This is a genomic window from Shimazuella sp. NTD248, assembly GCF_059510395.1.
In genome coordinates, this window is sequence record NZ_JCAJZT010000006.1 from 159,948 (window position 1) to 177,445 (window position 17,498).

Genomic DNA, 17,498 nt, shown 5'->3' on the forward strand with positions numbered 1-17,498 from the left:
TCAAATATGGCGGATTGGGTCTCTTTGGACCATGAATATATCATGTCCACTTATAGCCGTTTACCACTTGTAATCGATCATGCCAAAGGCAATTATCTTTTTGATATCAACGAAAAGCGGTATTTAGATTTATTCACAGGACTAGCAGTAAATATTTTAGGGCACTCCCATCCGTATTTGATGAATGCGCTGGCTAAACAAGCCGAGCGCTTCCTGCATATATCGAATTTTTTCTATAGTCCTCCAGCTATTCGATTAGCAAAGCGATTGGTAGACAATACGCTCGAGGATGGAAAAGTATATTTCTGTAGTACTGGTGCAGAAGCAACCGAAGCAGCCATCAAAAGCATTCATAAATGGACTAGCAGACAAGAAGAAACCAAAGAAGGAATTATTGTTCTCAAAAATAGTTTTCATGGTAGAACGCTTGGTGCTCTTCGCTTAACACGTCAACCTGGTATTTATCAAGATTTCCCAACACTTCCAATCCGAATTCATGAAGTAGAAATAAATGATATTGCTGGATTAAAAGAAGTATGTGAAAATCATCGTCCTGCTGCTATTTTAGTTGAGCCTATTCTCGGTGCTGGAGGTATCATACCTCTGACACAACAATTTTTACAAACAGCACAATCTCTTTGTCAGGAAAAAAATATGTTGTTCTGCTTGGATGAAATCCAGACAGGTGTTGGAAGAACAGGAACATTATTTGCTTACCAAGCTTATGATTTGCAACCTGACTTGATCCTTTTTGCTAAAGGCATAGGAGGAGGATTACCTCTAGGCGGAATCATTGCAGGGCCGAAACTAAAAAACACATTCCAACCAGGTGACCATGGAACTACCTTCTCTCCATCTCCCCTGTCTGCAGCTTTAGGTAATGCGGTTTTAGATGTATTGCTTGAACAAAAACAACTGGAAAAGGGAAAAGAAGTCGCAGATTTCTTATGGAGTGAATTACAAAAACTGCAAAGGAAATTCCCAGCTCTTATCGAACAGATTAATGGACGTGGAATGATGATTGGAATCATCACCACACTCAGCAAAACAACAATCGAACAACTACGACAGGAATTTTTAGAGAACGGAATCTTAATCAATATTACAGCGGGTACCGTTATTCGATTGTTACCACCTTTGACTTTGACAAAAGAGGAAGTAATACACTTTATCGCTATTTTTCATCAATTATTATCAAAAATGGAGTAAAAGGCATATGACTGTTTCTTTGGACAAATGGATACAAATTAGACGACAATTGCACCAAATACCGGAGCCTGGATACTTAGAAGAAAAAACACAAGCATTTCTTCTATCCCAGTTAAAAGATTTACCTAATATAGAACTAAAAACTTGGAAAACAGGCATTATCGTCAAAGTTGCTGGAACAGCACCACGCAAACGAATTGGTTTTCGTACAGATATGGATGGATTGCCGATTCAAGAAGAAACCGGCTATGAGTTTCAATCCACTCATCCTGGATACATGCATGCTTGTGGACATGATCTTCACATGACGATTGCCCTAGGATTGGTTTACCATTTTTCCTATCATCCTGTGAAAGATGACCTTATTTTTATTTTCCAGCCAGCTGAAGAAGGACCTGGCGGAGCAGAACCAATGATGAAAAGTATCGAGTTTCAATCTTGGAAACCAGATATGATATTTGCCCTGCATATCGCTCCTGAATATCCAGTAGGTACCATTGCTACCCGCTCAGGTATTTTATTTGCTAATACGGCAGAAATTCATATCCAGCTCATCGGAAAATCAGGTCATGCCGCTTACCCACATCAAACGAATGATATGGTAGTGGCAGCAACGCAACTTTTCACCCAACTTCAAACAATCGTTTCACGTAATGTGAACCCACTAGATTCTGCCGTTCTTACTGTTGGAAAATTAACGGCAGGCACGAAAGAAAATATTATTGCTGGAACTGCTGAATTGAACGGAACTATTCGCACCCTTTCTTTAGAAACGATGAAAACAATGCAACAACGCGTTAAAAATATTGTCCAAGGTATTGGTACGAGCTTCCAATGTGAAGCTATTCTCAATTGGGGTATGCAATATGTTGATGTCACAAATCACGAAACAGTCACCAAACAATTTATGAACTGGGTACAAGAAAAAACCGAATATCAATTGATAGAATGTAGGGAAGCGATGACTGGTGAAGATTTTGGTTACTTTCTAAAAGAAATTCCTGGCTTCCTATTTTGGCTTGGTGTGGACACTCCATACGGATTACATCATTCGAAGATTACCCCTGATGAAAAAGCAATTGGTGTTGGAATCGATACGATGATTCAATATTTAGAGGAGATTGGAAATTAGGATGTAGGAGGAATGGACTGGATGAAAGCCTTGAAACAAGTCTCCCCTTTCTCTAGTAATGGTGCAGAGAAAGCGAAGCATGCTGTCTTTCAAAGATTGCAGCAGAATAAACAACTCCAATCATTTATGCAAACACATCCAGATATTCCGCTCTCCACCTATTGGCGCTCTATTCCTAACGTAAAACAATATGTTACGGAAAAAACAGCTTGCGAATGTTGTCGTGGTCTTGAAGGATGTACAAATATAATCACTGGCCATTTTCCAAAATTAATCGAGTACAATGGTTTTTTTGACCTGCAAATGCAACCTTGTCGTTTTCAGCGTGCTGAAGAAGAAGCAAAACGTCGACGTTCTCTTATACGCTGTGAACAAATCCCTTCAGATATCCAAAAGGCAACATTTGAAACATTTGTCTTAGAAGCTAAGCGCGCGAAAGCTTTTCAGGCTGCACTTCATTTTTGTGTCGCATTTCGGGACGATAAAGCGACTAGGGGACTTTACTTGTACGGGGATTTTGGTGTTGGCAAAAGCTATCTGGCAGGGGCTATCATGAATGAACTAGCAGTGTATGGCGTTTCTACATTGATGATTCATACATCTGCTTTGTTTTCCGAGATGAAAAATGCTATCTCACAAAATGGGGAAGGTATCGCGGAAAAATTAGAAGTTGTCAAAACAGCACCTTTGCTGATATTGGATGATATAGGCGCAGAATCTTTAACACCTTGGATTCGGGATGATATTTTAGGTGTCATCTTACAATACCGTATGACAGAACGTTTACCAATTATTTTCACTTCCAACCTAACCTTAGAAGAATTAGAAGAATACTTCTCCAATACTCCAAAAGGCGGCGAGGAACTCATCAAAGGCAAAAGAATCATGGAACGGATCAAACACTTTGTACAACCGATCTTCGTCGACGGAGTCAACCGAAGAACTGAAAACCATATATAAAAAGAAGCTAACTTTTATTATTATGGTTAGCTTCTTTTTTTACTTAAAAGAAACGTGCCCCTACAAATACAAAAAAGAAAATAATAAGCACAAATAGTAAAACAAAATAAAAATTTTTACCCAACCATCTTATCATTTTTGCATTAACCTCTTTCTATCATTTAGAATTTAAATTATATTAATAACATATACAATGAAAGGGGTATCATCATGAAAAAGAAATTACCGATCACAGCAATGTTTACCCTTGTTCTAACTTTATTTGCATTTACTTCCCAAGCTTTTGCCTATCAATTGTATGAGGTAGTAACAAGTACTTCTGGCAACTATATCTATGTGCGTGATTATCCATCAACTTCTACAGGAACAATCATAGGCAAAGTATACGATGGCAAAACTGTAGATTATCGTTGTTATACAAAAGGAACAACGGTAAGTGGATACTTTGGCACCAGTAACATTTGGGATAAAATCTACCTTGGAAAAGACCATGCTGGTGTTTCTATTTATGGATATGTTTCCGATACTTATATTTATACCGGTTCGGATGGTGGGTCTGGTCTTCCTTGTCGATAATATCATATATCAAACGAAAAGAGGCAACTTTCCTGTTACCTCTTTTCTCACCTAATTTGCTAATCTTAACACATACATCCTCATATGAATCCCCTCTTCTTACCTAATCGAAGAAGAGGGGATTTTTGTATCTTTACTATCATTAGGGAACCATCAGGAAGTAAAATTCATTCTTTTTACAATTTATTTCAAGCCAATTCATAATATAATTAAACTTTATACAAAACATATAAGAAATCTATAGCTTTTTTCACTATAGTTCATTTAGGAAAGGGAAGAAAACAATGATTTATATAAAAAACAAATTTCATCATACACACAAATTTCTTTGGATGATGGTAATTTGTTTAAGCTTGACTCCCTTTCTGGCGATTTTCCGAGCCCAAGCAGAAAATCCTGAAAATCCGAAATGGCAGCAATGGCTAAAATTGAATAGCCACCCAATTGAAAAAACTCGCCCCGAAGTAGGAGATTATTATAGAGACCTACGCTTTTTGGATCAAGTCCTAAAAAACAAACGGATTGTATTTTTAGGAGAGAGTTCACATGGAGCAGCAGAATTCAATTCTACGAAGGTACGTCTTGTACAGTATCTCCATGAAAACCAAGGATATCAAGTACTCGCATTTGAATCAGGATTAGGGGAATTATTCGCTGTAGATGCTCAAATAGACAAGCAATCAGCCGTACAATCTATGAAAAATGGATTATTTGATATTTGGCAGACAAAAGAAGGCCTGCCGCTTTTTGAATATATAAAGAAAAAGAGCACTACCAAAGATCGTATACAACTAGCTGGAATGGATATGCAGCCAGTCGGTTCCTATGGGACATTTTTAAACAACTGGTTTCAAAAGATTGATCCTCAGATGGGAAAGTTAGCAAAGCGAACGGAAGAGCGATTTTCCGAGTCTCTCCAGCAATCGGATGCAGAATCTTTTCATGATGACCAGCAGAAAATGATCGAAGCATATCAGATTTTATATCAATTTACGAAACAACATGAAAAAGAATTATCTCAAATCTACCCAAATGAACCTAACTTGTTAAAAGTAACCCAATATGTCTTACAAGATCGCATTCAGTCTGTAACAAAAGTGATGCCCTATTATGTATCCTATAACAACTATCTTGAATCAGGAAATAAGCAGTTAGCTGATCAAGCTTTTGATAACTATTACGTAGCACGTGATCAGGCAATGGCAAAAAATTTGGTTTGGTTAACGGAAAAACTGTATCCTAATCAAAAAATCATCATCTGGGCACATAATCTACATATTCGGAAAAACAATCCGCAAACGCAAAATCCTAACCGAAGGTCTATTAACAGCTTAGGTCATTTATTACCAGCTAATATCAGGCGTCAATCTTATGTTATTGGGCTTTATATGAATCGAGGAGTTTCCGCTTTAAACGATCGTAAACCTCTTAAGGTGCAGTATCCCCATCCAAAAGGAACCGTAGAGTCTATTCTAAGTAAAACAGGCTATCCGAATCTATTTGTCGATCTATCAAAGGCAAAAAAACGAGAGGAAACTTCATGGATGTATACAAAGCGCGGTATTTTAGATTGGGGAGGTTGGGATGAGCAACTCATACCAAAAGATCAATATGATGGGATTTTATTTATCGACCAAGTGAATATGCCCCATTATTTGAGTGATAAATCTACAGATAAAATCATCCCCTATTTTTCTAATATCTCTGATCCGAAAGATAAGTAAGCCCGCCTTCTGATCCTACAGGGCGGGCTTCCCTATTCATCTATTTAAACAATCGATAATCGTCGTGCCCCGTGAAGTGTGCGAATTCGATGATCCACTCACCCACGGGGATGCGTCACACCGCTGAAGTCAGCCCATCCCGATCCAACTCCTCCTCCAATCGCACACCGTTCTTCTTGAGAGCTTCCCACTCTTGGGGGAACAGCTCCTGAAGAGCCTTGAACAGGCGAGTGTTGACCTGACCCTTGTGGTACAACTTGACCATCAGAACCTTCAGCATTTCCTTAAGGGCGTTCAGATCAGCCTCCACTGCGTCCAGCCGATCGACGAAGTCGGTGATGGAAGTGGTCTGGGGCATCCCGGTCATAATGTTCCTTGTCGACGTGACACTTCAAGTTGCTACTTTGATTATATTTTAGATAACTCAGAAAATAAATATCTCTTCCCCATCATTCCAAGCACAAAAATAATCCCTTTGCTTTTCAGCAAAGGGATTACACAAATCATTAACCAATGGAACCTTCCATCTCAAACTTAATCAACCGGTTCATTTCAACCGCATATTCCATTGGCAATTCTTTTGTAAATGGCTCGATGAAGCCCATGATGATCATCTGGGTTGCCTCGTTTTCACTCAATCCACGGCTCATCAAGTAGAAGAGTTGATCTTCACTCACTTTGGAAACTGTTGCTTCGTGCTCCAAGATGATGTTATCGTTTTTGATCTCATTGTAAGGAATCGTATCCGAAGTGGACTCATTATCTAAGATCAAGGTATCACATTTTACATTTGCTTTGGAGCCTTCAGAGTTACGGCCAAAGCTCGTCAATCCACGGTAGGTTACTTTTCCACCTTGTTTACTGATCGACTTGGATATAATCGTTGCCGTACAGTTTGGTGCTAGTGCAGTAACTTTAGCCCCTGCATCTTGGTGTTGGTTTTTACCAGCTACTGCGATGGAAAGAACGTCTGCTTTTGCCCCTTCACCCTTCATGACAACTGCTGGGTATTTCATCGTCAATTTACTTCCGATGTTACCATCAACCCACTCCATATGTGCACCGCGTTCTGCGACAGCACGTTTGGTCACTAAGTTGTAGATGTTTGGAGCCCAGTTTTGGATGGTCGTGTAACGACAACGAGCGTTATCTTTTACAATGATCTCCACTACTGCACTGTGCAAAGAGTTAGTACTGTATACAGGAGCGGTACAGCCTTCTACATAATGTACAAAGCTTCCTTCATCTGCAATGATTAAGGTACGCTCGAATTGCCCCATATTTTCGGAGTTAATGCGGAAGTATGCTTGCAGTGGTACTTCGCATTTCACACCTTTTGGTACATAGATGAAACTGCCGCCGCTCCATACTGCACTGTTCAATGCAGCAAACTTGTTGTCTGCTGGAGGAATAACGGTACCAAAGTATTCTTTTAGTAACTCCGGATACTCACGAACAGCAGTATCAGTATCGCAGAAAATTACCCCTTGTTCTTCCAGTTCCTTTTGCATGTTGTGATAAACGACTTCTGATTCATATTGAGCAGATACTCCTGCAAGGAACTTTTGCTCTGCTTCTGGAATCCCAAGTTTATCAAAGGTTTGTTTGATTTCATCAGGTACTTCTTCCCATGTTTTCCCTTGGCGTTCAGAAGGTTTTACATAGTAGGTGATGTCATCAAAGTTCAGTTCGTCCAATTTACCAGGCAACAAGGAAAACCATTTGCTATTTAAATTACTTGGCATTGGCATTTTATAAAACTGTTCGAGAGATTTTAGGCGAAATTCCAGCATCCAATCTGGTTCGCCTTTCATTTTGGAAATCTCTTCTACGATTTCACGAGTAAGTCCACGTTTGGCACGGAATACAGACACGTCTTTATCGCGAAAACCATATTTATACTCGGATAGCTCTGGTATCGTAGTCATGAAACGCTGCCTCCTTCTTTGTTTTTATTGCTTTACACCTTTTTCAAGTGCTTTCCAAGCTAATGTCGCACACTTTATTCGTGCTGGGAACTTTGCCACCCCAGTTAACGCTTCAATATCTTCAATCGGAAATTGTTCCGTATCTATTTCTTCTCCTTGCATCATTCGTGAAAAAAGATCAACCAAATGGAGTGACTGATCGACAGTCAAACCTTTTACCGATTCTGTCATCATCGATGCAGAAGCCAGGCTGATCGAGCATCCTTCGCCTTGGAACTTTGCATCCTTTATCATACCATTTTCTACGTTCATTTGCAGAGATATTCGATCTCCGCATGTTGGATTGTTTAGTTCGATGGAGATAGCACTATCATCGAGCTCCCCTTTATTGCGAGGGCGTTGATAGTGATCCATAATAACTCGGCGATATAAATCATCCAAGGAAGACATGTCCGAAATACTCCTTCGTTTTTTGTAACCCTATCACTAGTTGGTCGATATCTGATTCATCATTATATAAATAAAAACTAGCCCGAGCAGTTGCTGTTTCTCCTAGTAATCTCATCAATGGCTGGCAGCAGTGATGTCCAGCACGAACGGCAATACCTTCCGCGTCCAGCACTGTTGCAACGTCATGTGGATGAATGCTATCTAAGTTAAAAGTAACAGCTCCAATGCGATTTTCCAATGGGCCAAAGAATCGAATTCCATCAATTTGGGATAATTTCTCTAAAGCATAGGCTGTTAATTTGCGGTCATGAGCTTCTACTTGATCCATGCCCACTTCTTGCAAATAATTGACAGCTGCTCCTAAACCAATTGCACCCGCGATAATCGGAGTACCACCTTCAAATTTCCAAGGCAGCTCTTTCCACGTAGCATTTTCTAGGTCAACATGGTCAATCATCTCTCCACCAAATTCAACTGGCTCCATCTCTTCTAACAGATGCTCTTTTCCATATAGCACTCCAATACCAGTAGGACCCATCATTTTGTGACCAGAAAAAGAGAGAAAATCAACATCCAGGTCTTGTACATCTACTTTCATATGAGGAACACTCTGTGCTCCATCAACTGTTATAATGCCCCCAACTTCATGCACCAACTTGGCAAGTTCTGCAACTGGGTTGATGGTTCCAAGTACATTAGAAACATGTTGGATCGCAACAATTTTTGTTTTATTGGTTATGAGCGGACGTACTTTTTCCAAAAGAATCGTACTATCTGCTTCTAACGGCATGTATACCAATTTTGCGCCTGTTTGTTTTGCAACTTGCTGCCAAGGAATGAGATTGGCATGATGCTCAGCGGGACTGAGCAAAATCTCATCTCCAGCTTTGCAATTCACCAAAGCATAACTCCGTGCAACAATATTCATACTTGTTGTAGCTCCGCGGGTAAAAATGATCTCCTCACGCTTTTTCGCATTGATAAACTTTTGTACTATATCCCGTGCACCTTCATAAGCATCTGTCGCTCTTGTACCAAGCGTATGCACACCACGGTGGACATTGGAATTATACCCTTGGTAGTAAGCTGCTACTTTCTCGATCACACTGTTTGGTTTTTGAGAAGTTGCTGCACTATCCAAATATACAAGGGGATGATCGTTTACTTGCTGAAATAGAATGGGAAAATCCTTTTTCCATGGGTTCATGATGTAAATTTCCCTTCAATAGTCTCATGAATACTTTCACGCAATGCTGCTGATGGGATATCAGCGATAACGGTATCCAAGAAACCTCGAATGATCAATTTAGAAGCTTCCTCTTTCGAAACACCTCGAGACATCAAATAAAACAATGTCAAAGGATCAATACGACCTACACTAGCAGCATGACCTGCCGTAACATCATTTTCATCAATCAATAAGATTGGATTAGCATCTCCACGTGCTTCAGGGTCCAACATTAACACTTTACCTGTCTGCTGCCCATCTGATTTACTAGCACCTTTCTCAATCTTAGTGATACTGTTGATGATACTGGTCGCTTTATCTTTCATCACAGAGCGTGCTTGAATATCACTTGTGGTATGGGTGCCAAAATGAAGAATCTCAGAAGTGATATTGGACCGCATTTCACCAGCACCAAAGGAAACGGATTTTACGTCTACATGTCCGCCAGTTTCTTGGAGATTTGTAGTACTCTTAGAGATAATTCGGCCATCGCTGAGATCTGCGACAATCCATTCCATATCTCCATCTCGTCCTACTGTTGCAAAACGATTCATCACATCTACAACTGAGTCCCCGAATTGACTGACGGTAGCAACTTGAACTTTGGCACCTTGTCCGACAAATGCCTCGATCACACTATTACTAACAGCCGCATCACTGCTAGTACTCAAGAAGTTTGTTATGATCTCTACTCGGCTATTTTCTTCTGCTACGATTAAAACATGCGGGAACATCCCAGCCTTCTTTCCATCTAACCAAAAAACAGCTTGCAATGGCAGTTTGATGGAAACATTGCGCGGAACATATATAAATGCTCCTCCTTGGCTGAATGCTTGGTGAATCGCAGCCACCCGATCCGTAGTATCTTGTCTAAAAAGATACTTTTTCAATAATGTTTCGTGTTGCTTGTATGCAGTTTGAAGACTGGTGAAAATAACACCTTGATCCAAGTCTTTTTCTGTGTGATATACCACTGCATCGTTTTTTTGCACCAACACATTACTATCTTCCAAGATTAATCGACTGACCACATCGGGTAATTCATCTGCTTGTTCAAGCTTTTCACTTGTCTGGTATAACTGAAACTCAGAAAAATTCCATCGATCAATATTCGTTTTTTCTAATTTAGGCAAAGGAAGGGAATCGATCGCACTAAAAGCTTCAAGTCGTTTTTCCAATGCCCACTTTGGTTCATTTTGAGCTTGGGATAATTGGCTAATTTCTTCGCGACTGAATACACTCATTGTTGGCACCATCCTTATACCCTATGTCCAACAGTTTCATCTACAATGCCTAGCTCTTCTTTTACCCAGTCATATCCCTCTTGCTCAAGACGTTCAGCTAATTCTGGACCACCAGATTTCACAATTTTCCCTTGCATAAATACGTGTACATAATCTGGTTTAATATAGTTCAACAGGCGTTGATAGTGGGTAATAATAATCACACCTCTATCAGGACTTCTCATTTCATTTACACCAGCTGCAACAATTTTTAATGCATCTATATCAAGACCAGAGTCGATCTCATCCAAAATGGAGAAAGTAGGTTTTAACATCATCATTTGTAGAATCTCATTTCGTTTCTTTTCTCCACCTGAAAATCCTTCGTTTAAATAGCGGGTTGCAAATGATTCATCCATATCTAATACTTCCATTTGTTTATCCATTTCACGAATAAACTTCATCAATGAAATCTCGTTACCTTCTCCACGCTTTGCATTGATCGCACTACGCAAAAAGTCAGAGTTTGTAACTCCACTGACTTCACTTGGATATTGCATCGCAAGAAACAGTCCAGCACGAGCTCGCTCATCTACTTCCATCTCTAATAGGTCTTCGCCATTGATGGAAACATTTCCACTCGTTACCACATACTTTGGATGTCCCATCAAAGCAGAAGCAAGAGTACTTTTCCCTGTGCCGTTTGGACCCATAATCGCATGGATTTCTCCACCATTTACGGATAGATTCACACCTTTCAAAATTTGTTTATCTTCAATCGAAACTTGCAGATCCCGAATACTGAGGTTCGGTGTTGACATAGTCGCATTCCTCCACGCACTTTCCACCTATATATGAAAATAAGGTAGTTTTCTCATTTTTGTGTAGCCTAAATTAGATTGATTATCATGTGATTCTCATTTTATTCTAACGTAGACACTCCCATAGATCAAGGTGATCTTGATTTACCAATAAATCAGGAAGAAACAAAAAATTAATAGTAAAAAAATTCCTTTTTCAATGGGATGATTATTTTTTAATTAACAAAAGATGATACATATATTTTATATAATTACTTTGTTATTTATAATAAATTTCCACTTTATATTCACGCATTGCTCACATTATTTTATGCCCACTTTTTATGAGAATAGTGTACAATAGAAAGTATCTTTTGAAAGATTCTCTCTTCATTATTCTCTATTTTGGGGGAAATTTTGTAACAACTGGGGGCAGAAAGGATGAAGAAGTATAATTTAAATACAGCTGATGTTAGTGTTAACCATTATATTCAATCTAAAAATGTTATTTATTTACGTTCTAAAGACAAAAAAAAATTCCAAATTCATGAAAATAATGGTAACTATGAGACATATACCGAGCAAGACTACCTCAACAGTTTAAATAATCGCAGATTGCTCCGCACATGGGAAAAATGTCGATCTCAAGTAAAAGTTGCTCCTCATCTACCTGAGATTATTAAGGTAATTATTTATGAAAACACTTTTGATGATTTAGAGAAACTAGTTATCAAATCACACGAAGAAAGCAGCACATCTTCCATTAATTTCCAATCTATTCGACAACTATTTTCCAAAATGAAAGAGATTGCTCTCCTCATAAATAGAGATATAGATGCAGATTACTGGACTGAATTGACAGATTTCTTCCAAACCTGCATGACTCTTCAAATACTTAATGAGTCGTTTGAACGTACTTCCAAAGGGCATTAGTTCTTTGCATTCTTCATCCTCTCCATTTTTTACAACTTCCAAACAAATAGGATTTCCTATTTAATTGAACTCATATGGTGAATTATATTTTCCAATTGCTACACTTTAATAACACTTCTATACTGCATAAATATTCCAATACATTTATAAAAGGTATTTTTCTTTTATCTAAAAAAACCAGTCAAATCCCTATACAACAGGGAAAATTGACTGGTTTTTTTCTCTCCGCAGATAAAATAGTTTATCTTATCTGCAAAAGGCAGGCTATGCATCTGTCTGCACTTTTAGCCTTGCTAATTGGCTAGTTTTCTTTACATCTACAATTCTGTTGTTACTGTCTGCAAATATTCCTCATGAAAATACTCAATTACCTTTTCCATCATTACTTTTCTCGTTAAGATCCCGACAAACTGATGACGTATATCAATTATTGGTATATACGAGCGATTTACCAATACTTCAAAAGCAAATGAAAAAATGGAGTTGGCCATAATTCCCATGTGATTCCGATCCATTGCATCCAATACACGATACTCTTTTAATTTCGAAAAATCGAGCTCTTGTGTCTTATTAGGGTTAATGAGAAAATCCAATATATTCGTCTTACTGATAATCCCTTCAACCTTACCATCTGGATGAATGACTGGTACGGAAGTTGTACCTTTGCGAGTTAATACAATTAGAGCTCGCTCCAGTGACCAATCTGGTTCTAATACAACCACTTTCTCTTTCGGAATAATTAACGGAGTAATCTCTTTTGTAAACAAAAGGTCGGCATTTTTATTCATAAATCATAGTACTCCCACTTCCCTTTAACCGGGTTAATCTTCTGTACTTCCGTCCGTTGTTTGAGGGAATAAACAGTCCTACAATATTTATGGTACCGCTTTCTTCTGTAGATTGTCAATACATTTTCTGTAAAATTACAATATTACATCGCTAACTCTACGTCTTTTTTTCATTCATTTTTGTATCCCAAAGTTCAAATACCCTTTTATGTATCATGATAAACTCTGTATTTGTTTCATAAGAAAAAGCCCTTATCGGGGCTATCTTCTTTATCTCCATAGGTATGCTTTTGAAAAGATAATCATGCATTCCTTTACAAACCTAAAATATGTTCAAAAAGTTTGGTATAATGAAATTGTTGTATTTTCTTAAGAGAGGATTTTATATTTGGATACACAAAAAAAAGAACTTATTAAAATGGTATTATCGATTATCAAACAAATTTATCAAAAGACTTTACAATTGGAAGAAGTTTTCGGCTCACAAAGCATACATATTTTCCCTAAAAGCTATGATCCCCTCAAAGAGTTAATGGAGTTATTACATATTTCAGGTGAAGAGTCCGTGCTAGTATCAACACTAGTTGGTATTTACTTAGAAGGCGATATGACAGTTGATGAAATCATAATTGAATTGGAAACATTGACTGTACAAAATGTAATTGCATAAGCATAAAACCAGACATATGATAGTCTGGTTTTCTTTCTTTTAATAAAAATCCGCCATTCACGACGAGTTTCCTCCATTACAAAACTATTAAGAAATTCCATTTTTGATTAAAGTAAATGATTTATCTAACCATTCTTCCATGTTTATCATAGGAGTATGAAAGAGTACACAGTAAATATATGCACCACTTATCAGATCGATAAGCACATCACTGTTTACGTCGCTGCGAATCTCACCTCTCACCTTTCCTCTTTCCAACAAAATATTATATGCATGTCTTCTAGGTATTAAAAAATCTCTTTTATACTGCTCCCATAATGATGAGGTACTCAGCATACCAGCTATCATCTTATGTGGTGCATTTTCAGGGGTATTTAATTATTCATTCATAGAATGAATAATTTCTTTCAGCAAGATACGTAAGTCTTGCATAGTATTCCCTGTATCAGGAATTTCAGTTTGCTCAGAAGCCACCCCAAAAGCGTCTGAAATTAACTCATCTTTATTCTTCCATCTGAGATAAATCGTAGGCTTACTAACTCCAGCACGGCTTGCAACATCATTCATACTAAAATTATTCATTCCATTTTCGACCAACAGAGATCGTGTAGCTTGTAGGATATCGTTATTAATTTTTTCATCTCGTGGTCTTCCACGCTTTGAAACTTTATTATCCAATCTATCACCTCATTGTTACGAAATTTCTTTACTATAGTGTAAATAAAATCATGAATCAAATATTATGAAGAAATTTCGGATCAATTTCGTGATAAATTTTTACTCTTTTCATGCGATTAATCTTCTTTATATTTCCGAAAATAAATTTTTTCAAGTTTACTCTATATATCAAGTATAAAAAAGAGCGGGCTTATTAGCCCGCTTGTAAACTCTGCTTTATATCTGCTACTTTTTGTGCAAATGCTTCATCAGACAAGACTGGATGAGCTTCTTTTCCTTGAACACTCTCCGCCGGTAAGCTCAACCAAGATTTGCATCCGCCATACTCAGCTAGCATTGGAATTTCCACTGGTTGCTCTAGTTGGTAAACACGAAGTAACAACACATGTAATGGAAGTTTCTTTTTCCATTTTAACCGTTCTGCTGCAAATTCGTTAGTCCAGATATGATGAGGATTGAGTGCTTTTAGTTTTTCTTCATCTAATAACTCCATGTCTTCATATAACTCAGCGTAATACTTCACCATTACTTGTTTATCTTCTGGAGACCAATTTTTGATGCTTTTTGCAATATTCCCTTGATACTCCTCTTTCAACAGCTCTGTTTTCTGATGCTCATATGCTGGAAATAAAAAGAAGCTATCATTAGTTACTTCAAAGTGGCGGGTTTCTTCATGAATTCCACCTTTTCTGAGCAGCATGATTTGCGTTCCTTTGCCAAGCTCGTCCAACGTTACAGCCCAATCACGTAATGCTATATGTGTATTTGTTTTCATTTTATAAACCTCTCTATCCTCATCTATCCACCACAAAATAGAAATCGCTTATCTTCATCAACATCTCCAATGTTACCACAAAACTAACTTCATCAGCTAATAGGTCGATAAAAGATAAATTGATTGATTACATAATTGTCTATAATAAAATTAAACTATCTTTTTAGTAGGAGGATTACTATTAATGTGGCTCTTTCTAGCCTTTCTCTGCTTTCTTTTCAATGGATTGAGTGCTTTTTTCTTTAAGATCAATACGATGAAAGGCGGTACATCAGAAAAACTGCTTTTTGGTTTCTATCTATCCGGTTCCTTGGGATCATGCCTTTACCTTTTTTATACCCAGACTTGGGATTGGAATTGGAATACCCTTTTAGCCGGGATCATCATAGGACTAGCTGCGACATTAGGTAACTTACTATATAGCAAATCAGTCTATATCGGTCCTGCTGGCTTAACAGCAACCGTTGCACATAGTCACGTCATATTGATAGTGTTTATGTCTATCTTCCTTTATTCAGAATCTCTAAATTGGTTTGAAGGATTGGCTATTCTATTAATCATCGTTGCCATTTTACTACTTCCATTTGATCCAAATCAAAAGTTACGCATTCAAAATAATCTGTGGTATCTCTCTGTTGGTGTTGCTTTTATTGGCTTTTTTATTCGAAACGGCGGGTTAAAGATTACAGAGGAAATCCATCTCAACAATAATCCCATTATTTTTCTTTCTTATGTATTTGGATTGATCTGGTTTTCTACTACCTTATGGCTAAACCGAGAAAAACATCTTAAAACAACAGGTATATTCTTTGGACTATTTGCAGGAATACTCTCCTTTGGTATGATGCAAACTTTAGCAATTGCATTAAAACTTGGACCTGCCAGCATAATTTCACCAATTGCGTCGGCTAATGGACTGATTGTTGCAGGACTATCGTATCTCATTTATAGAGAAAAATTCTCGAAATTTCAATTTATATCATTCATCTTATTGTTAATAGGGATTATCCTTATCAACATTTATTGAACCTCTAACTTAATCATTGTAAAATAGTATGTATTTAAGATACAAAGAGATAATTGATGATTCAAATAAATGCTTGCTTAAAGGAGCTGATTGTCATGCAATTTTTGGTCCTTGCTTATGATGGAACGGATTCAATGGCGAAGGAACGACGCTTAAAAATGCGAGCTGAACACATTTCATTAGGGGATAAATTGGTGGAGAGCAAAAATATGTTGTTTGGAGCAGCTATATTGGAGAATGATCAAATGATAGGATCTATGTTAGTCGTAGACTTTCCAACACGTGAAGATGTGGATACATGGTTAGCATTGGAGCCATATGTAATAGGAAACGTATGGGAAAAAATCGAGATAACCACCTGTAGAGTTGGCCCATCTTTTGAAAAGATTTTGTGAGAGGCTTCCAACCAGCTCGCAATAGAGGTGGGTTAGAAATAAGAGTAGAAAAAACAACTGGCCAACAAAAGAACAACATCATTAAGGATGTATAGAGCACCTTCATATCGGTATACATGGTACCCATTATCTTCCGCAGTCACATTGTCATTGTAAATTTTCTGCTCAAGTAGAGTAATTATTTTAGTTGCTGAATGGATTGGCTAACGCCAATTCCACTCAGCAAACGCGGTTCAATTTAGTTATTTTTGATCTTTATTGAACCTGCACCCAATTGCTTTAGGATACGGAATGTTCTTGGAAGATCTTGCACACATTCCTCAAATTTTTCTGGTTCGACTGTTCTGTCCCGTGCTTCATTACGTTGACGTGCGATTTCTGGATTTACGTCAATAAGGATCGAAAAAATGTAATAACCAGCTCCCATTCCCTCTATCATCTTAGTACTACGTGGCACTAGAAGTGAGCCGCCAGTTTGGAAAATGGCCCATCGTCCATACTGAATAGCTTCCTTAAATTTCTTGTCTAGCTCCGCCCGGGTGGAATCAAAATACTTATCTGGATTCTTTTTATCATAATCCGAAGGGAAATAGAGATCAGGATCAAGTTGATCCATTTCCTTTCCGAAGACGCTAAAAAAGAACATTTCCAACTTTTTTACGATAGTACTCTTCCCCGCTCCTGGCAAACCGAACATGAACACCATAATCGGTTCATTCTTTTTATATTTTTTCAGCACGTACAAGAGCTTTACCCGATTCCAAATGTTCAAATCTGGATTACGGAGAATAAGGAAGACTAGTTTTAGATTCATGTGAATCTCTTTTCTCTTGTATCGGTCATATTCCTTAATTAATTCAAACATATTCAAAATAAATAAACAACCTTATCCGAGCAAAAGAGAGGATTCTTTGCCTATTAGTAAAAAACCCCTAAGTACCAAAGTACTTGGGGGTTTGAATTATTCCCTGAAAACCGAAGAGTGAGTAACACGCCTGATTA

At 37.9% G+C, this 17,498-nt stretch carries 20 protein-coding genes; 9 read left to right on the forward strand and 11 right to left on the reverse strand.

The annotated features are described in order from the left end of the window. The first annotated feature begins 6 nt into the window (after positions 1-6). The 5 genes from AC5WOE_RS15130 to AC5WOE_RS15150 all read left to right on the forward strand — a co-directional run bounded on the left by AC5WOE_RS15130 (position 7) and on the right by AC5WOE_RS15150 (position 5,601). Positions 7-1,209 (forward strand): aspartate aminotransferase family protein, encoded by a 1,203-nt coding sequence (locus tag AC5WOE_RS15130; RefSeq protein WP_496052925.1) that lies wholly within the window; start codon positions 7-9, stop codon positions 1,207-1,209. A 7-nt stretch (positions 1,210-1,216) separates the two neighbouring features. Continuing rightward, positions 1,217-2,341 carry an N-acetyldiaminopimelate deacetylase gene (locus AC5WOE_RS15135; protein WP_496052926.1) on the forward strand — a complete coding sequence of 375 codons (1,125 nt, stop codon included), beginning with the start codon at positions 1,217-1,219 and terminating at the stop codon, positions 2,339-2,341. Positions 2,342-2,362: 21 nt separating this feature from the next. Continuing rightward, a complete protein-coding gene (gene dnaI / locus AC5WOE_RS15140; protein ID WP_496052927.1) occupies positions 2,363-3,301 on the forward strand; it encodes a primosomal protein DnaI in 939 nt (312 codons plus the stop codon). 210 nt (positions 3,302-3,511) lie between these two features. Beyond that, the gene (locus tag AC5WOE_RS15145) at positions 3,512-3,877 is read left to right on the forward strand and encodes an SH3 domain-containing protein (RefSeq protein WP_496050759.1); all 366 of its coding nucleotides are present in this window, start codon (positions 3,512-3,514) and stop codon (positions 3,875-3,877) included. Between the two features lie 284 nt (positions 3,878-4,161). Continuing rightward, a complete protein-coding gene (locus AC5WOE_RS15150) occupies positions 4,162-5,601 on the forward strand; it encodes an erythromycin esterase family protein (RefSeq protein WP_496052928.1) in 1,440 nt (479 codons plus the stop codon). Between the two features lie 115 nt (positions 5,602-5,716). Here the strand turns inward: AC5WOE_RS15150 and AC5WOE_RS15155 are convergent, their stop codons facing one another. The 6 genes from AC5WOE_RS15155 to sufC all read right to left on the reverse strand — a co-directional run bounded on the left by AC5WOE_RS15155 (position 5,717) and on the right by sufC (position 11,251). Beyond that, entirely contained in the window at positions 5,717-5,968 is a 252-nt protein-coding gene (locus AC5WOE_RS15155) for a hypothetical protein (RefSeq protein WP_496052929.1), read from the reverse strand. Positions 5,969-6,107: 139 nt separating this feature from the next. Continuing rightward, entirely contained in the window at positions 6,108-7,529 is a 1,422-nt protein-coding gene (sufB, locus tag AC5WOE_RS15160) for a Fe-S cluster assembly protein SufB (RefSeq protein WP_496050756.1), read from the reverse strand. Between the two features lie 24 nt (positions 7,530-7,553). Next, positions 7,554-7,979 carry a Fe-S cluster assembly sulfur transfer protein SufU gene (gene sufU, locus AC5WOE_RS15165; RefSeq protein ID WP_496050755.1) on the reverse strand — a complete coding sequence of 142 codons (426 nt, stop codon included), beginning with the start codon at positions 7,977-7,979 and terminating at the stop codon, positions 7,554-7,556. Beyond that, positions 7,963-9,186, reverse strand: coding sequence for a cysteine desulfurase (locus AC5WOE_RS15170; protein WP_496052930.1), 1,224 nt, complete (start codon positions 9,184-9,186; stop codon positions 7,963-7,965). The genes sufU and AC5WOE_RS15170 overlap by 17 nt, the downstream gene beginning before the upstream one ends. Continuing rightward, positions 9,183-10,451: a Fe-S cluster assembly protein SufD gene (gene sufD, locus AC5WOE_RS15175; protein WP_496052931.1), complete on the reverse strand. Its 1,269-nt coding sequence runs from the start codon at positions 10,449-10,451 to the stop codon at positions 9,183-9,185. Before sufD ends, AC5WOE_RS15170 begins: the two co-directional genes overlap by 4 nt. A gap of 14 nt (positions 10,452-10,465) precedes the next feature. Next, positions 10,466-11,251: a Fe-S cluster assembly ATPase SufC gene (gene sufC / locus AC5WOE_RS15180; protein ID WP_496050752.1), complete on the reverse strand. Its 786-nt coding sequence runs from the start codon at positions 11,249-11,251 to the stop codon at positions 10,466-10,468. A gap of 420 nt (positions 11,252-11,671) precedes the next feature. On the opposite strand from sufC, the gene AC5WOE_RS15185 reads away from it, so the two are divergent. Then, positions 11,672-12,163 carry a hypothetical protein gene (locus AC5WOE_RS15185; protein ID WP_496052932.1) on the forward strand — a complete coding sequence of 164 codons (492 nt, stop codon included), beginning with the start codon at positions 11,672-11,674 and terminating at the stop codon, positions 12,161-12,163. A gap of 317 nt (positions 12,164-12,480) precedes the next feature. On the opposite strand, the gene AC5WOE_RS15190 is transcribed toward AC5WOE_RS15185, so the two are convergent. Next, on the reverse strand, positions 12,481-12,951 hold the full coding sequence (locus AC5WOE_RS15190) for a CBS domain-containing protein (protein ID WP_496050750.1): 471 nt from the start codon (positions 12,949-12,951) through the stop codon (positions 12,481-12,483). Between the two features lie 388 nt (positions 12,952-13,339). On the opposite strand from AC5WOE_RS15190, the gene AC5WOE_RS15195 reads away from it, so the two are divergent. Continuing rightward, positions 13,340-13,621, forward strand: coding sequence for a hypothetical protein (locus AC5WOE_RS15195; RefSeq protein ID WP_496050749.1), 282 nt, complete (start codon positions 13,340-13,342; stop codon positions 13,619-13,621). 87 nt (positions 13,622-13,708) lie between these two features. On the opposite strand, the gene AC5WOE_RS15200 is transcribed toward AC5WOE_RS15195, so the two are convergent. The 3 genes from AC5WOE_RS15200 to AC5WOE_RS15210 all read right to left on the reverse strand — a co-directional run bounded on the left by AC5WOE_RS15200 (position 13,709) and on the right by AC5WOE_RS15210 (position 15,074). Next, positions 13,709-13,969: a TetR-like C-terminal domain-containing protein gene (locus AC5WOE_RS15200; RefSeq protein ID WP_496052933.1), complete on the reverse strand. Its 261-nt coding sequence runs from the start codon at positions 13,967-13,969 to the stop codon at positions 13,709-13,711. A 30-nt stretch (positions 13,970-13,999) separates the two neighbouring features. Next, entirely contained in the window at positions 14,000-14,299 is a 300-nt protein-coding gene (locus AC5WOE_RS15205; RefSeq protein ID WP_496052934.1) for a TetR/AcrR family transcriptional regulator, read from the reverse strand. 193 nt (positions 14,300-14,492) lie between these two features. Beyond that, complete coding sequence (locus AC5WOE_RS15210; protein ID WP_496050746.1) at positions 14,493-15,074, reverse strand: DUF1802 family protein; 582 nt, start codon at positions 15,072-15,074, stop codon at positions 14,493-14,495. 184 nt (positions 15,075-15,258) lie between these two features. Here AC5WOE_RS15210 and AC5WOE_RS15215 point away from each other — a divergent pair, with 184 nt between their 5' ends. Then, entirely contained in the window at positions 15,259-16,101 is an 843-nt protein-coding gene (locus AC5WOE_RS15215) for an EamA family transporter (protein WP_496052935.1), read from the forward strand. 95 nt (positions 16,102-16,196) lie between these two features. Further along, positions 16,197-16,496 (forward strand): YciI family protein, encoded by a 300-nt coding sequence (locus AC5WOE_RS15220; protein ID WP_496052936.1) that lies wholly within the window; start codon positions 16,197-16,199, stop codon positions 16,494-16,496. Positions 16,497-16,734: 238 nt separating this feature from the next. Here the strand turns inward: AC5WOE_RS15220 and AC5WOE_RS15225 are convergent, their stop codons facing one another. Beyond that, positions 16,735-17,310, reverse strand: coding sequence for a zeta toxin family protein (locus AC5WOE_RS15225; RefSeq protein WP_496050743.1), 576 nt, complete (start codon positions 17,308-17,310; stop codon positions 16,735-16,737). Positions 17,311-17,498: the final 188 nt, after the last annotated feature.

Bases quoted from the DNA above. Each gene is read 5' to 3' on its own strand.
- AC5WOE_RS15130 (WP_496052925.1), top strand. From the start codon at position 7: ATGGCGGATTGGGTCTCTTTGGACCATGAATATATCATGTCCACTTAT.
- AC5WOE_RS15135 (WP_496052926.1), top strand. From the start codon at position 1,217: ATGACTGTTTCTTTGGACAAATGGATACAAATTAGACGACAATTGCAC.
- dnaI (WP_496052927.1), top strand. From the start codon at position 2,363: ATGAAAGCCTTGAAACAAGTCTCCCCTTTCTCTAGTAATGGTGCAGAG.
- AC5WOE_RS15145 (WP_496050759.1), top strand. From the start codon at position 3,512: ATGAAAAAGAAATTACCGATCACAGCAATGTTTACCCTTGTTCTAACT.
- AC5WOE_RS15150 (WP_496052928.1), top strand. From the start codon at position 4,162: ATGATTTATATAAAAAACAAATTTCATCATACACACAAATTTCTTTGG.
- AC5WOE_RS15155 (WP_496052929.1), bottom strand. From the start codon at position 5,968: ATGACCGGGATGCCCCAGACCACTTCCATCACCGACTTCGTCGATCGG.
- sufB (WP_496050756.1), bottom strand. From the start codon at position 7,529: ATGACTACGATACCAGAGCTATCCGAGTATAAATATGGTTTTCGCGAT.
- sufU (WP_496050755.1), bottom strand. From the start codon at position 7,979: ATGTCTTCCTTGGATGATTTATATCGCCGAGTTATTATGGATCACTAT.
- AC5WOE_RS15170 (WP_496052930.1), bottom strand. From the start codon at position 9,186: ATGAACCCATGGAAAAAGGATTTTCCCATTCTATTTCAGCAAGTAAAC.
- sufD (WP_496052931.1), bottom strand. From the start codon at position 10,451: ATGAGTGTATTCAGTCGCGAAGAAATTAGCCAATTATCCCAAGCTCAA.
- sufC (WP_496050752.1), bottom strand. From the start codon at position 11,251: ATGTCAACACCGAACCTCAGTATTCGGGATCTGCAAGTTTCGATTGAA.
- AC5WOE_RS15185 (WP_496052932.1), top strand. From the start codon at position 11,672: ATGAAGAAGTATAATTTAAATACAGCTGATGTTAGTGTTAACCATTAT.
- AC5WOE_RS15190 (WP_496050750.1), bottom strand. From the start codon at position 12,951: ATGAATAAAAATGCCGACCTTTTGTTTACAAAAGAGATTACTCCGTTA.
- AC5WOE_RS15200 (WP_496052933.1), bottom strand. From the start codon at position 13,969: ATGATAGCTGGTATGCTGAGTACCTCATCATTATGGGAGCAGTATAAA.
- AC5WOE_RS15210 (WP_496050746.1), bottom strand. From the start codon at position 15,074: ATGAAAACAAATACACATATAGCATTACGTGATTGGGCTGTAACGTTG.
- AC5WOE_RS15215 (WP_496052935.1), top strand. From the start codon at position 15,259: ATGTGGCTCTTTCTAGCCTTTCTCTGCTTTCTTTTCAATGGATTGAGT.
- AC5WOE_RS15220 (WP_496052936.1), top strand. From the start codon at position 16,197: ATGCAATTTTTGGTCCTTGCTTATGATGGAACGGATTCAATGGCGAAG.
- AC5WOE_RS15225 (WP_496050743.1), bottom strand. From the start codon at position 17,310: ATGAATCTAAAACTAGTCTTCCTTATTCTCCGTAATCCAGATTTGAAC.